This is a genomic window from Clostridioides sp. ZZV15-6598, from assembly GCF_020657705.1.
In the GTDB taxonomy this organism is placed as follows: Bacteria; Bacillota; Clostridia; order Peptostreptococcales; family Peptostreptococcaceae; genus Clostridioides; species Clostridioides difficile_F.
The window spans coordinates 1-14,566 of record NZ_JAGWCS010000100.1 but is presented as its reverse complement, the minus strand read 5'-3'; the positions used below and the strand labels follow the sequence as shown (position 1 = coordinate 14,566).

13 protein-coding genes are annotated in these 14,566 nt (G+C 31.3%); 12 read left to right on the top strand and 1 reads right to left on the bottom strand.

The annotated features are described in order from the left end of the window. Positions 1 to 367 precede the first annotated feature (367 nt). From KGF50_RS15925 to KGF50_RS15870, 12 genes are all read left to right on the top strand, one after another. A complete protein-coding gene (locus tag KGF50_RS15925; RefSeq protein WP_227827686.1) occupies positions 368 to 679 on the top strand; it encodes a hypothetical protein in 312 nt (103 codons plus the stop codon). A 1-nt stretch (position 680) separates the two neighbouring features. Then, positions 681 to 2,606, top strand: a complete 1,926-nt coding sequence (locus KGF50_RS15920; protein ID WP_227848974.1) for a V-type ATP synthase subunit I — start codon at positions 681 to 683, stop codon at positions 2,604 to 2,606. Positions 2,607 to 2,608: 2 nt separating this feature from the next. After that, a complete protein-coding gene (locus tag KGF50_RS15915; protein WP_021385913.1) occupies positions 2,609 to 3,100 on the top strand; it encodes a V-type ATP synthase subunit K in 492 nt (163 codons plus the stop codon). A gap of 51 nt (positions 3,101 to 3,151) precedes the next feature. Continuing rightward, positions 3,152 to 3,715 carry a V-type ATP synthase subunit E gene (locus KGF50_RS15910; protein WP_227848973.1) on the top strand — a complete coding sequence of 188 codons (564 nt, stop codon included), beginning with the start codon at positions 3,152 to 3,154 and terminating at the stop codon, positions 3,713 to 3,715. Between the two features lie 16 nt (positions 3,716 to 3,731). Next, the gene (locus KGF50_RS15905) at positions 3,732 to 4,709 is read left to right on the top strand and encodes a V-type ATP synthase subunit C (RefSeq protein ID WP_227848972.1); all 978 of its coding nucleotides are present in this window, start codon (positions 3,732 to 3,734) and stop codon (positions 4,707 to 4,709) included. Continuing rightward, complete coding sequence (locus KGF50_RS15900) at positions 4,702 to 5,019, top strand: V-type ATP synthase subunit F (protein WP_009893746.1); 318 nt, start codon at positions 4,702 to 4,704, stop codon at positions 5,017 to 5,019. Before KGF50_RS15905 ends, KGF50_RS15900 begins: the two co-directional genes overlap by 8 nt. A 115-nt stretch (positions 5,020 to 5,134) precedes the next feature. Next, the gene (locus KGF50_RS15895) at positions 5,135 to 6,913 is read left to right on the top strand and encodes a V-type ATP synthase subunit A (protein WP_227848971.1); all 1,779 of its coding nucleotides are present in this window, start codon (positions 5,135 to 5,137) and stop codon (positions 6,911 to 6,913) included. After that, positions 6,910 to 8,283, top strand: coding sequence for a V-type ATP synthase subunit B (locus KGF50_RS15890; protein ID WP_227433968.1), 1,374 nt, complete (start codon positions 6,910 to 6,912; stop codon positions 8,281 to 8,283). The genes KGF50_RS15895 and KGF50_RS15890 overlap by 4 nt, the downstream gene beginning before the upstream one ends. Positions 8,284 to 8,288: 5 nt before the next feature. Then, positions 8,289 to 8,957 carry a V-type ATP synthase subunit D gene (locus KGF50_RS15885; RefSeq protein WP_227848970.1) on the top strand — a complete coding sequence of 223 codons (669 nt, stop codon included), beginning with the start codon at positions 8,289 to 8,291 and terminating at the stop codon, positions 8,955 to 8,957. Between the two features lie 435 nt (positions 8,958 to 9,392). Continuing rightward, a complete protein-coding gene (locus KGF50_RS15880; protein WP_227848969.1) occupies positions 9,393 to 10,442 on the top strand; it encodes a putative 2-aminoethylphosphonate ABC transporter substrate-binding protein in 1,050 nt (349 codons plus the stop codon). Positions 10,443 to 10,547: 105 nt separating this feature from the next. Next, complete coding sequence (locus tag KGF50_RS15875; RefSeq protein ID WP_227848968.1) at positions 10,548 to 11,537, top strand: ATP-binding cassette domain-containing protein; 990 nt, start codon at positions 10,548 to 10,550, stop codon at positions 11,535 to 11,537. A gap of 4 nt (positions 11,538 to 11,541) precedes the next feature. Then, positions 11,542 to 13,260, top strand: a complete 1,719-nt coding sequence (locus KGF50_RS15870; protein WP_227848967.1) for a putative 2-aminoethylphosphonate ABC transporter permease subunit — start codon at positions 11,542 to 11,544, stop codon at positions 13,258 to 13,260. Positions 13,261 to 13,355: 95 nt separating this feature from the next. Here the strand turns inward: KGF50_RS15870 and KGF50_RS15865 are convergent, their stop codons facing one another. Continuing rightward, on the bottom strand, positions 13,356 to 14,507 hold the full coding sequence (locus KGF50_RS15865; protein ID WP_227848966.1) for a GGDEF domain-containing protein: 1,152 nt from the start codon (positions 14,505 to 14,507) through the stop codon (positions 13,356 to 13,358). Positions 14,508 to 14,566 lie beyond the last annotated feature (59 nt).

Sequence of the window (14,566 nt, the reverse complement as noted above, 5' to 3'; positions counted from 1 at the left end):
AATTTATATGGAATAAATAAAATTACACGTAAAAAAAAATTAAAATAAAAATTAAAAATGTCGATAAAACGTTAATTTCAAAACAAAATAACGCTATTGACAAACCATATTGCTTTAAATTATAATTATTGAAAATAATGATATTTAAAAATCATACTCATGTCATAGTCTAAAAGTAAGTCAAAAAAGAATGTAAGTCTAAGCAAGTACTACTCTAAAATATGTTTTACTAAGAAATAAACGTTGAAAAAAATTAATTATTATATAAAAATGCTGTTTATACTTTAACAATGAGGTAGTAATCTAATTAGAATAAAAAACTCTAATTAGTTATATACATAGTAAAAAGGTAAGAGAGGTGATTTGGATGGCTTTTGAAATAATAAAAAGCATTGTTGAGGCAGAGCAGACAGCAGACAGTATTAAAGTAAAAGCTGTTACTGATGCAGAGTCTATCAGAGCTGATGCTGTAAACGAATGTGAAAGCATCTTGGCTGATGTAAAAAAGCAAGCAAAGCTTATGGAAGAAACTCTTGTTGAGAAGGCAGTCACCGACAGTAAAGCAGAGGTTGATAAAATCTTGGCAGATGCTAAAAGTGAATGTCTGAAAATTGAAAAAACTGCGACAGAAAGACGAAGTAAGGCAATCGAAGCGGTTATTGGAAAGGTAGTGAGATAATATGGCAATAGTTAATATGAACAAGATATCTATTGTTGGCTTAGAAGCACAAAAAAGCCAAATTTTAAAGCTACTTATGAACCGTGGATTTGTTCAAATTGATGATAGTGCCTTTCTTACTGAAATGGATGAGTTAAAAAATCATCTTACAAAAGATGGTGAGGAGTCAGATGTTATAATGCTAGAACAGAAGATGGCACATGTAAATCAAGCGATTGACATTGTTTCTTCACTAGTGAAACAAAAGAAAGCTATGTTTGCACCAAAAAGAGAATTTAACAAAATTGACAGTGAAAAAGAAGAGGAAGTTTATGCTGAAGCTTTGGAGTTAAATAATCTAAATAAAGAGATAGGTACAATAAGGAGTAACATAAATTTATTAAATAACAATAAAAGTATGTTAGAGCCATGGGTAAACTTTGATGTTCCTTTTGAAAAGATGGAAACTAAGTATACAAAAACTATTCTAGGAACTATACCCACAAATGCAAATATTGATGCTTTAAGAGTTAGACTAGAGGATGAAGTGCCAGAAAGTGTTCTTGGAATTATTGACTCTGACAAGTTAATGAACTATGTTTATTTAATTACTTTAAAAGAAACTTTTGATAATGCTACAGAAGTCCTTAAAGAATTTAATTTTTCAATAGTTACATTACCAAGTGAGGAAGGGACACCATCACAAGCTATCAAGAAATACAATGAAATGATAATTAGACAGGAAAACGTTTCTAAAAATAAGACAGAAGAAATCAAAAATCATGGAAATAATATACACATGCTTGAAAATCTATATGATTTTTACACTATAGAAAGAGACCAGAAAAAGATTATAGAGAGACTTGTAAAAACAAAAACAACATTCTGTCTTAATGGTTGGTTGCCAAGTAAAAGTGCCAGTGAGCTAATTAGTGAAATCACAGAAAAGTTTGATTGTTGTGTTCAAACAGAGGAAGGAAATAAAGAAGAAGGTTTCCCAATTCTACTTGAAAACAATAAACTTGTAACACCTTTTGAAAGTGTAACAAATATGTACAGTTGTCCAAGCACAAAAGATATTGACCCAAATACAATTATGACTTTATTTTATGTTGTATTCTTTGGGATGATGCTAAGTGATGCTGCATATGGGATAATAATTGCCCTAGCTTGTGGATTTATTGTATACAAATCAAAGATGAAAAAGGGTGAAGGAAATTTAATTAAACTTATTGGTATTTGTGGAGTTTCAACTACTATATGGGGTCTTATATTCGGGGGTATTTTGGGGGATTTAATTCCTATAAAAGCTTTAATTAATCCTTTAGAGGATGTTATGGTACTTATGGGGATGTCATTACTGTTCGGTATTATCCATATATATGTAGGTTTAGGAATTAAAGCATATACACTAATAAGAGATGGAAAAGTCATAGATGCAATTTGTGACATAGGATTTTGGTATTTATGTATAACAGGGGTATGTCTACTTATAATACCTTTTGTTGCAGGAGATATAGGTGTATTTTCTGAAGTAGGAAAATATTTAGCAATAATAGGTGCTATAGGTCTTGTTCTTACTCAAGGGAGAAGCTTTAAAGGAGTACCTGTTAAGCTTTTTAAAGGATTTTCAAGTCTTTATGGTATAACAAGTTATTTTGCTGATATATTATCTTATACAAGAATTATGGCACTTTGTCTAACAACAGGAGTTATAGCGCAGGTTATCAATCTTTTAGGGGCTATAGCTGGTCCAATATTTGCAATTGTAATTGGTGTTGTAGGACACACAATAAACCTTCTTATAAATGCACTAGGTGCATATGTTCATACAAGTAGGTTACAGTATGTAGAATTTTTCAATAAGTTTTATGAAGGCGGAGGAGTTCCTTTTGTTCCGTTTAAGTATAAAACAAAATATACAAGCATTAATAAAAAGGAGATGTAAATATGGAATTTTTAAACGCGTTAGGAAATGGTCAATTTTTGGCAATATCAGGAGCTGCTATAGCAGCGTTATTTGCAGGTATGGGTTCTGCTAAAGGGACTTCAATAGCAGGGCAAGCAGCAGCAGGTGTTGTAACAGAAGACCCTAGTAAATTCGGTCAACTTCTAGTTTTACAACTTCTTCCTGGTACACAAGGTCTATATGGATTTATCATAGCTTTCCTTATTTTATCAAAAGCAGGAATTATTGGTGGAGATGCGATACCAACATCAGCTCAAGGTTTACAACTTCTTATGGCAGGGCTTCCAATTGGTCTAGTTGGTTTAGTATCAGGTATTGCACAAGGTAAGGCAGCAGCAGCAGGGGTTGGAATAGTTGCTAAAAGACCTGAAGAACTTGGTAAAGCTATAACATTTGCAGCGATAGTTGAAACATATGCTCTTTTAGGACTACTTGTTTCTTTCTTAGCTTACAATGGAATTGCAGTTGGTTAATTATAGAATATAATTCATAAGTAAAAAAAATGAAAAGGAGGAAGCACTCCTATGGGTAATGAACAAAAAATGATTGACAGAATTATAGCTGATGCCAAACAAGAGGCGCAAGAAATATTGGATAAAGCTAAAAGTGAAGCAGATTCAAAGATAAGTTCAGCTAATGAAAAAGCTGAGAAGGAAATGGCTTCCTATACAAAGCTTGCAGAGGCAGAAGCAGAAAAAGCAGCTTCTAAGGAAATATCAGGAGCTTATATGGAGGCGAAGAAACAAATATTATCAAAGAAACAACAGATTTTAGAAGAAGTAATTTTAGAAGCTAAAGATAAACTTCTAAATCTTAAAGATAGTGAATATGAAAAAATTATATTAAATATGATTGAAAAAGCGAATTGTACAGATGGTTCTGAGATAGTATTATCTAAAAAAGATAGAAAAACATTAAAAGATGTATTATCTAAAAAAGAGATTAAAGTGTCTGATGAAACTAGAGATATTACTGGAGGTTTCATAGTTAAAAAAGGTGATATTGAGTACAATTATTCGTTTGAAGCTATAATTGCAGTAGAGCATGAAGACATTGAGCAAATTGCAGCAGAAATTTTGTTTAATTAAGGAGGGGGGTTAAAAGATGGCAGAAGAAAAAACTTATCCCTATGCCGTGGCACGAATAAGAGTGCTTGAAAAACAGCTTCTTAGCAGACAAATGTTTATTCAAATGGCAGAAGCTAAAAGCCCTGAAGACTCTTTAAGAATTATAGCAGAAGCGGGTTATGCGGATTCGTCAAATAATAATGTTCACAATTTTGAGAATGTTTTGACTCGAGAATTATCTAAAACATATGAAATTCTTAAAGGTCTAGCCCCTGAAGAAAAATTTGTTGATGTATTCCTTTATAAAAATGATTATCACAACTTAAAAGTTTTGATTAAAGAAGAAATTTCTGGTGTAGATGGTGAAAAGTACTTAATTGATGGAGGTACAATTCCACTTGCTAAACTTAAAGAATCTTTAGCAAATCGTAGTTTTAGTGATTTACCTAAGATAATGGCAGGAGCAATAACAAATGCATTTGATATTTATAGTAAAACACAAAATGGTCAAATGGTTGATATTGTTTTAGATAAAGCAACTTTTTCAAGTATGAAAGAGACAGCTACAGAAAGTCAAAACAAATTTGTAATAAATTATGTTATGAAAGTTTGTGATTTAACAAATCTAAAGAGTTTTATAAGAGTTAAAAATATGAAGAAAGATTTTGATATGTTTATGAATGTGTTTGTTTCAGGTGGCTCACTTGATAAAGAAAAATTCTTAGAAGCTTTTTCTTCAGACACTCCAGCATCATGTTTTAAATCTACTTCTTACTCTGATGTCTGTAAAAATGGTATGGATAGTGGATTTACTGTCTTTGAAAAACTTTGTGATGATTATCTTATGGAATATGTTAGAGATGCAAAATTTAAACCTCTTACACTAGAACCATTAATTGCATATTTATATGCTAAAGAATCAGAAATAAAGACAATTAGAATTATTATGACTAGTAAGCTTAATAATATAGACGCAGATACTATAAAAGAAAGGCTAAGGGATGCTTATGTATAAAGTAGGAGTAGTTGGAGATAAAGATAGCATCATGGGATTTTTAGCTCTTGGAATAGATATCTTCCCAGCCTATGATAGTGACGAAATAAAAAAAAGTATACATAAGTTGGTTGAAGATGAATATGCGATAATTTATATTACAGAACAGGCATCATTGCTTGCAAAAGAATCAATAGCAAAATACAAAGACTATCAACTTCCTGCTATTATAGTTATTCCAGGTATTGGAGGAAGTATGGGATTAGGTATGAATGAAGTAAGAGAATCTAGTAAACGTGCTATAGGTGCAGATATATTATTTAAAGAATAGATGCAAATTGAATAAGAGACAATCTCAAATTTTGTTAATGCTAAAAAATGTATTGATAAAATATAGGAGGGAATATTTAAATTTTGATAAAGTATATGATTGCAGGTGAGAGAATATGAAAACAGGCACAATTGTAAAGGTGTCAGGACCGCTTGTCGTAGCGGAGGGCATGAGAGATGCGAATATGTTTGACGTCGTAAGAGTTTCTGATAAACATCTTATAGGCGAGATTATTGAAATGCATGGAGATAAGGCTTCTATACAGGTTTATGAGGAAACTTCTGGTCTAGGACCAGGAGAAGAAGTGGTTTCTCTTGGAATGCCTATGAGTGTTGAACTTGGGCCAGGTCTTATTTCAACTATTTATGATGGTATTCAACGTCCACTTGAAAAAATGTATGAAATTTCAGGTACTAATATAACTAAAGGTGTTGAAGTATCTTCACTTGATAGAACAATTAAATGGGAATTCAAACCTAAAAAATCTGCTGGTGATAAAGTCGTAGCAGGAGATATAATTGGGGTAGTTCAAGAAACAGCTGTAGTAGAATGTAAGATTATGGTTCCTTATGGAGTAAAGGGTACTATAAAAGAAATATATTCTGGAGAATTTACTGTTGAAGATACAGTTTGTGTTATCACAGATGAAAAAGGTAATGATATAGCTGTAACTATGATGCAAAAATGGCCAGTTAGAAAAGAAAGACCATATGGGGAAAAGAAAACACCAGATTCACTTCTTGTTACAGGTCAAAGAGTTATAGATACATTTTTCCCAATTACAAAAGGTGGGGTAGCAGCTATACCAGGGCCTTTTGGAAGTGGAAAAACTGTTACACAACATCAGCTTGCTAAATGGGCAGATGCAGATATAGTTGTATATATAGGATGTGGAGAACGTGGAAATGAAATGACAGATGTTCTTCTTGAATTCCCTGAACTAAAAGACCCAAGAACAGGCGAGTCACTTATGCAAAGAACAGTACTTATAGCCAATACATCAGATATGCCAGTTGCTGCACGTGAGGCTTCTATATACACTGGTATTACAATAGCTGAATATTTTAGAGATATGGGATATAGTGTTGCACTTATGGCAGATTCTACATCAAGATGGGCAGAGGCTCTTAGAGAGATGAGTGGACGTTTGGAAGAGATGCCAGGTGAAGAAGGTTACCCAGCGTATTTAGGTTCACGTCTTGCTCAATTCTATGAGAGAGCAGGAAAAGTAAAATGTCTAGGTATGGATGACAGACAGGGGACTCTTACAGCAATTGGTGCTGTTTCTCCTCCTGGTGGTGATACATCAGAACCTGTCAGCCAAGCAACACTTCGTATAGTAAAAGTATTCTGGGGACTTGATGCTTCATTAGCATACAAACGTCACTTCCCAGCAATTAACTGGTTAACAAGTTATTCACTTTATCAGGAGAAAGTTGATGTATGGGCAGATAAAAATGTAAATGATAATTTTTCAGCTCAAAGAGCTCAAGCTATGAAACTTTTGCAAGTTGAATCTGAGCTTCAAGAGATAGTTCAATTGGTTGGTGTTGACTCACTTTCAGATGGAGATAGATTGATATTAGAAGTTACTCGTTCTATAAGAGAGGACTTCCTTCATCAAAACTCTTTCCATGAAGTTGATACTTATACATCACTTCACAAACAGTATAGAATGATGGGACTTATTCTAAAATTCTATAAGTCAGCACAAGATGCTATTAAGCAAAATGTTACTATAAATGATATTATCAAGCTTTCAGTTCTTGAAAAGATTGGTCGTGCTAAGTATGTAGAAGAAGATAAACTAGATGCTGCTTACGATGCAATTGAAGATGAAATAGACAACGAGCTTGCTGACCTTATTAAAAAGAGGGGGGCTGAAGAACTATGATAAAGGAATATAAGTCAATACAAGAGGTAGCCGGTCCTCTTATGTTAATAAACGGCGTAGAAGGCGTAAAATTTGATGAACTTGGAGAAATTGAGCTTTCAAGTGGAGAAATTCGTCGTTGTAAAGTTCTAGAAGTAAATGAAGATACTGCACTTGTTCAACTTTTTGAAAGTTCAACAGGTATAAACCTTGCTGAAAGTAAAGTACGTTTTTTAGGAAAGAGTCTTGATTTTGGAGTTTCACCAGACATATTAGGTCGTGTTTTTAGTGGGATGGGTAAACCTATTGATGGTGGACCAGAAATTATACCAGATAAAAGACTTGATATAAATGGTGCACCTATAAATCCAGCAGCACGTGATTATCCAGCTGAGTTTATACAGACTGGTGTTTCTGCGATAGACGGACTGAATACCTTGGTTAGAGGGCAAAAACTTCCTATATTCTCAGGTTCTGGTTTGCCACATGCTAATCTTGCAGTTCAAATTGCAAGACAGGCAAAAGTTCGTGGAACTGACTCTAAGTTTGCCGTTGTATTTGCAGCTGTTGGTATAACTTTTGAAGATGCAGATTTCTTCATAAGTGATTTTAAAGCAACAGGAGCAATTGACCGTTCTGTAGTATTTGTAAACCTTGCAAATGACCCAGCAGTAGAGCGTGTATCTACACCTAGAATGGCACTTACAGCAGCAGAATATCTTGCTTTTGAGCAAGATATGCATGTACTTGTTATAATAACAGATATTACAAACTATGCAGAAGCATTACGTGAAGTTTCAGCAGCCAAAAAAGAAGTTCCAGGACGTCGTGGATATCCAGGTTATCTTTATACTGACCTCGCTACAATGTATGAAAGAGCAGGAAAAATGAAAGGGCATGAAGGGTCTATAACAATGATTCCAATACTTACAATGCCTGAGGATGATAAAACACATCCAATTCCTGACCTTACAGGATACATTACAGAAGGACAAATTATACTTAACCGTGAACTTTACAAAAAAGATATACAGCCTCCTATAGATGTTTTACCATCACTTTCTCGTCTTAAAGATAAGGGGATTGGTAAAGGTAAGACTCGTGAGGACCATGCAGATACAATGAACCAGCTTTTTGCAGCATACTCAAGAGGTAAAGATGCAAAAGAACTTATGGCAATACTTGGTGAATCTGCACTTTCTGAAATTGATTTGATGTATGCAAAATTTGCAGATGAATTTGAGAAAGAATACGTTTCACAAGGGTTTAGAACTGACAGAACTATTGAGCAAACATTAGAAATTGGATGGAAGCTTCTTAGTATGTTACCAAAAAGTGAACTTAAACGTATTCGTGATGAATATTTTGAAAAATATATGCCTAAGGAGTGATATCTGTGGCTAGATTAAATATAAATCCAACACGTATGGAAATGACTAGACTTAAGAAACTCCTTAAAACTGCAACAAGAGGTCATAAGCTTCTTAAAGATAAGCTTGATGAACTTATGAAACAATTTCTTGAAATTGTAAGAGAAAATAAGCGATTACGTGAAGAAGCAGAAAATGCTCTTGATGCTGCTTATAAAAATTTTATAATTGCAAGGGCAGTTATGAGTCAGGAGTATCTAGGTTCAGCACTTATGATGCCAAAACAATCTGTTTCTGTAGATGTTTCTACAAGAAACATAATGAGTGTTGATGTTCCTGTGTTTGACTTTAAAACTGAAAACAATCAAAGTGATATTTATCCTTATGGTCTTGCTTTTACATCAGGAGAATTAGATTCTGCTATGGAAGCATTCTCAGATGCAATGGAACCACTTTTAAGACTTGCAGAAAGTGAAAAAAGTGCACAGCTTCTTGCACAAGAGATAGAAAAGACACGTAGACGTGTTAATGCTCTTGAAAATGTAATGATACCAAATTACATTGAAACTATTAAGTATATTGCTATGAAGCTTGAAGAAAATGAGAGAGCAAGTACCACTAGACTTATGAAGGTTAAGGATATGGTGCTTAAGAAAGCACTTGAAGAAAAAAAGAAAAATGATTTGGTTGGATAATTAAATACTTATAAAAATAAGCCTAACATCCTAGTTTATAGGAGTTAGGCTTATTTTGTGCAATTAAAGTAGTAACACTTACACAATTTCTATTAAGTATATAAAATAAAATACCTATTAATCTCTCAATCTTCATTTTAATTCTCCTGATGTGAAAGTTATGTATATTCTACCTTGTATGTAAAAAAAACTTCAAATAAAATCATACTTGTTGGATAAAAGGGCGTTTTTTTATAAGAGGTTTTATGAAAATATAATGGTCTAGATGCCCAGAACTTTGTAAAAAAATAATAAATTTAACAAAAATTTCTAAAAATTAACGAATTGTTAATTTACACTTAACTTCATATTAACAAATTAGGTGTATTATATAAACATAAGCAAAAGCAATAAAAAACAATTAAAAAAAGACAAAAACACAAAAAGGGGGAAGATATGAAAGAATTTATATTTACTTGTCTGTGTATTGTAGTAATTACATTCATGACAAGTTGCATATCAACAACACCACAAACTACTCAAGGAAAAGGAAATAATAAACTTACAATATATGCAGCACTAGAAGAAGAGCAAATAGCTTACTATATGGAAGGATTTAGAGAAGAGTATCCTAATATTGATGTAGAAATAGTTATGGATTCTCATGGTGTAATAGCTTCAAAATTATTAGCAGAAAAAGATAATCCACAAGCAGATGTTATATGGGGATTATCAGCAATGAATATGATAGAACTAAAAGAAGATGGAGCACTTGAAGCATATAAGCCTAAAAACTATGACAAGGTAGATAAGAGATTTAAGGATACTGGAAAAGAGGTATCATGGGTAGGTATGAGTGTACCAGAGACAGCAATAGTAGTTAATTATAAAGAACTTGAAAAATTAGGGTTGGATATTCCAAAAGGATATAATGATTTAATAAAACCAGAGTACAAAGGTCTTATAACAATGCCAAATCCAGCATCATCTGGTACAGGTTATCTTACAGTATCAGGACTTATACAAATGATGGGTGAAAAAGAAGCTTATAATTACATGGATAAACTACATAAGAATATAGCTACATATACACATTCAGGTTCAAAACCTGCAAAACTATCTGGTTCAGGAGAATACCCAATAGGTATTACACTTGGATATAGAGCTACACAGCAATTGTCTAGTGGAGAACCTATAGAAGTAGTATTTCCAAAAGAAGGTTCAGGCTGGGATTTAGAAGCAAATGCTTTGGTCAAGAAAGATAATATAAAAAAAGAAGCAAAATTGTTTTTAGATTGGGCAATAAGTGATTCAGCTATGGACAGATATGCACATGAAGTAGCAGTAACTTCTATAAAGACAGATAATCCTGTACCAAAAGGTTACTCTAAACGTCCATTAGAACAGTTGATTAAAGAAGTTGATTTAAATTCTGCATCAAAAAATAGAAGTGCAGTATTAAAAACTTGGGAATCAAAGTACGGTTCAAAATCAGAAAGTAAGTAAAAATCAAATGAGTTTTTTAATAGAAATAGTTTAATAGAAATAGAAAAAAGAAATTTATAAGAAAAATTAAAAAAACAAATATAATTGTATAAGGGGAGATTAGATATGAGTTACTTAAAAATAAATAATGTGTTCAAGAGTTATGACCAAAAAAGAGTGTTAAATAATATTAGTTTAGATATTGAAGAAGGTGAATTTCTATGTTTACTTGGACCTAGTGGATGTGGAAAAACTACATTACTTAGAATAATAGCAGGACTTGAAGATGTAAATAGTGGAGCTATAATTCTTCAAGATAAAGATATCACAGATTTAGAGCCATCAAAGAGAGGTTTTGGGATAGTATTTCAATCATATGCATTATTTCCAAATATGACAGCATATAATAATATAGCTTTTCCGCTTAAAGAAAGAAAGGTACCAAAAGAAAAGATAGATAAAAAGGTTAGAGAAGTGCTTGAAACAGTTGGATTGAGTAATGAAGCTCATAAGTATCCTAAAGCATTGTCAGGTGGCCAACAACAGAGAATTGCAATAGCAAGAGCATTAGCACTTGAGCCAAAGTTTTTACTTTTAGATGAGCCAATGTCTGCACTTGATGCAAAGGTTAGACACAAACTTAGAATGGATATTAAAAAATTACAGAAAGAATTAAATATAACAACAATAATGGTAACACATGACCAGGAAGAAGCTATAACTATGGCAGACAAAATTGCAATCTTAAATGGTGGTGACATAATGCAAATAGGTACTCCTGAAGAAATATATCAAAATCCTCAGAACCTATTTACAGCTCAATTTATAGGAGATACAAACTGTTTTGATAGAGGAGATTCTATATTAACTGTAAGACCAGAATATGTTCAAATAGAAAAGTCAACAAAAGAAAATTATCATGGAACAATATCTAATATAGAATTTAGAGGGAATCTATTGAGAGTGGAAATAAAAGATAAATTAAATGAAAACTTTATAATAAGTGATGTTTCTATAAAAGAATGGGTTAATTTAAATCTAGTAGAGGGCGACCTTGTAAGCGTAAGTATAGATGAAAAATACTATTTAAAGTATCCAAAAGTTAAAGGAGCATAAATATATGAATAATAATGCTATAAGTTCTAAAAGTATAAATATTAAATCTAAAATGAATTTAGATATAAAAAAATGTATGCTTACAGTATTAGTTATGTCTTTGGTAATATTTTTATTGGCACCCATAATCTATCTGTTTGTACAAGCATTTTTAGATAAAGATGGAGTTTTTGTTGGATTACAAAATTTTAAAGAATATTTAGCTTCTGAAGCACTGTTAAATTCTTTGAAAAATACAATATTTGTATCTGTTATATCAACTGTAATATCTTTAACACTTGCACTAGTGTATGCATATGCACTGACAAGAACAAAGATTAAGTTTAAAGGACTTCTTAAATCTATAGCGATGTTTCCTATGTTTGCCCCTACAATGATGCACGCTATAGGTTTGGTATATTTATTTGGTAATCAAGGGGTAGTGACTAATTTACTTGGAATAAATATTCCTATATATGGTTCAATTGGAATAGTATTAGCACAAATTATATATGTATTTCCTCAATCATTTCAGATACTTTATATATCACTAAACTCAACTGACTATAGATTATATGAAGCTAGCAATGCTATGGGAATAAGCAAGATAAGAGAGTTTTTAAGTATAACGATACCTAGTATTAAGTACTCTTTAATAAGTTCAGCATTTGTATCATTCACATTGTGCTTTACAGACTTTGGAGCTCCAAAAGTTATTGGAGGAGATTTCAATGTATTATCAATAGATGTATACAAGCAAATTATAGGGCAGCAAAATATGCCTATGGGAGCAACTGTATCAATTTTACTTTTAATACCTGCAATAATATCTTTTATAGTAACTAAAAAAATCGAAAAAAATCAAAATTCATATATAAATTCAAAATCAATTCCATATAAGGTTAAATCTAATAAGTTAAGAGACAGTATATTTGGAGTCATTGTAGGAGTTATTGCATTTGGAATAATAGCTGTAATGTTGACTGTAATCTTATCTTCACTAATATCTGTGTGGCCATATGATTTAAGACTTACACTTGAGCACTTTTCTATGAAAAGTAGTATTGATGGAATTAAGCCATTTATAAATTCAATAGAAATGTCATTACTGACAGCTATTCTTGGTACAAGTTTTGTTTTCTTATTTGCATATCTAAACGAAAAAACAGAAAAAGCTCCATATTTAAAATCATTTGGGTATTTTTTAAGTACATTACCCATGGCATTACCAGGGTTAGTGTTAGGTATAGCTTATGTACTATTTTTTAATAAATTAGAGTTTAATTTTATGGATACAATATACATTAAAAACTTATTTAATGGATTGTATGGAACATTATTTATCATGGTTATATGTAATGTAGTACACTTTTTCTCAGTTGCATTTATAACTGCAACTACAGCTATTAAGAAAGTAGATAAAGAATTAGATATGGTGGCAAAATCAATGGGAATAAATAGTGCATCAATTCTTAAAAATGTAACAATACCACTTTGTTTGCCAGCAGTTTTAGAAAATTTTATGTATTTCTTCTTAAACTCTATGGTAACAATATCAGCACTAGTCTTTATATATACAGCAAGTTCAAAGGTAGCAGCTATATCAATTGTACAGTTGGATGATAAGGGAAGTACAGCACAAGCAGCAGCACTGGCTGTATTGATATTAATTACAAATGTACTAGTTAAGGTAATACATGAATTTATAAAAAATCGTTTGGAAAAAAGAGCAAATTTTAATTAAAGAAGTTATTATATAAAAATACACATATAAAGAAGTCTATTCTTATAATTTATTATTTATAGAATAGACTTCTTTATATAAATTTAAAATAAATATTAATCGTTTTTATTAATTTTTCTTTTGTTATAATACATTTCAGAATCTGCGCGATGGTATGTATCAAATAAAGAGGTGTCTAAGTTTTCATCAAAAACTGCATATCCAATAGACATGGATAAATTTAATTCATTAGTAGAGTTTTCTTCAATTATTTTTAAGTTAATCTTATCGACAATACTATCTATTTCTTCACGATAAGAATTTTTTAAAATAATTATATACTCATCTCCACCAACACGATAAACTATATGTTGTTTGTTTATTACATCTTGTATAATTTTACTTGCATTTTTGATGTATAAATCTCCTGTTTGATGACCAAATTTATCATTGATTTTTTTAAGACCATCTAAATCTATTGACATTATAGAAATTGGTTTTTTAAGATTTGAATTGTTTAAGTTATTCATATCTATCTCAAAAGCATTTCTATTTTTTAATCCTGTTAGATAATCTGTATTGGCAAAATCAGTATATGTAGGATTAGATATACGTTTAAATAGGATTACTGCCACTAATGCTGATATTAAACAAGTTAATAAAGCTATAAAAGGAGTAACTATGCTTATAAATCTAAAAGTATTGTATTGATGTTTTGCTTCAAATTCAATTCCCATTACTCCAACGACTTTACCAACATCATTATGGATAGGGAAATAAGATATAAATATATGTCCCCAGGATGTTTTCTTTATTTTTTTAGGTAGCAATATATTATTATCCAGAGCTTTGTTAAGGTCACCCCAAATCTCTTTTTCTATCAAATCACCAGCATTTCTAAAATCACTTCTAGATGAATCTAAACCATCAACAACATATACTAATGAACCATCTTTTGTTTTTTTAGCAGTGTATAGGTACATAACTCCAGTAGTATTTTTTACAGATTCTAATAGCACTTTAGCACTTTTATAAGACTCTTTTGAGTGGTCTTTTTCAGAATTAATTTCAATAAAGGTATCTTTATCAAGATTTTTTTCTACATATTTATATATATGTCTTGACCTTTCACTTAAAGTATAAATCATATCATTATAAGTGAGTGCATAATTAAAAAAATAAACACATGAAGAAGAAATTATTACAATAATTGCAGTAAGTATTGAAACTTGCATATCAACTCTATTGAATTTTTTATTTATTTCCATATCCCAAATTTTTTATGAAAAAAGTATTTCATAAAATCTCCCCATAATTAATATATATC

What these genes read in the sequence shown, in the direction of transcription:
- KGF50_RS15925 (WP_227827686.1), top strand. Translation starts at nt 368, where the DNA reads ATGGCTTTTGAAATAATAAAAAGCATTGTTGAGGCAGAGCAGACAGCA.
- KGF50_RS15920 (WP_227848974.1), top strand. Translation starts at nt 681, where the DNA reads ATGGCAATAGTTAATATGAACAAGATATCTATTGTTGGCTTAGAAGCA.
- KGF50_RS15915 (WP_021385913.1), top strand. Translation starts at nt 2,609, where the DNA reads ATGGAATTTTTAAACGCGTTAGGAAATGGTCAATTTTTGGCAATATCA.
- KGF50_RS15910 (WP_227848973.1), top strand. Translation starts at nt 3,152, where the DNA reads ATGGGTAATGAACAAAAAATGATTGACAGAATTATAGCTGATGCCAAA.
- KGF50_RS15905 (WP_227848972.1), top strand. Translation starts at nt 3,732, where the DNA reads ATGGCAGAAGAAAAAACTTATCCCTATGCCGTGGCACGAATAAGAGTG.
- KGF50_RS15900 (WP_009893746.1), top strand. Translation starts at nt 4,702, where the DNA reads ATGTATAAAGTAGGAGTAGTTGGAGATAAAGATAGCATCATGGGATTT.
- KGF50_RS15895 (WP_227848971.1), top strand. Translation starts at nt 5,135, where the DNA reads ATGAAAACAGGCACAATTGTAAAGGTGTCAGGACCGCTTGTCGTAGCG.
- KGF50_RS15890 (WP_227433968.1), top strand. Translation starts at nt 6,910, where the DNA reads ATGATAAAGGAATATAAGTCAATACAAGAGGTAGCCGGTCCTCTTATG.
- KGF50_RS15880 (WP_227848969.1), top strand. Translation starts at nt 9,393, where the DNA reads ATGAAAGAATTTATATTTACTTGTCTGTGTATTGTAGTAATTACATTC.
- KGF50_RS15875 (WP_227848968.1), top strand. Translation starts at nt 10,548, where the DNA reads ATGAGTTACTTAAAAATAAATAATGTGTTCAAGAGTTATGACCAAAAA.
- KGF50_RS15870 (WP_227848967.1), top strand. Translation starts at nt 11,542, where the DNA reads ATGAATAATAATGCTATAAGTTCTAAAAGTATAAATATTAAATCTAAA.
- KGF50_RS15865 (WP_227848966.1), bottom strand. Translation starts at nt 14,507, where the DNA reads ATGGAAATAAATAAAAAATTCAATAGAGTTGATATGCAAGTTTCAATA.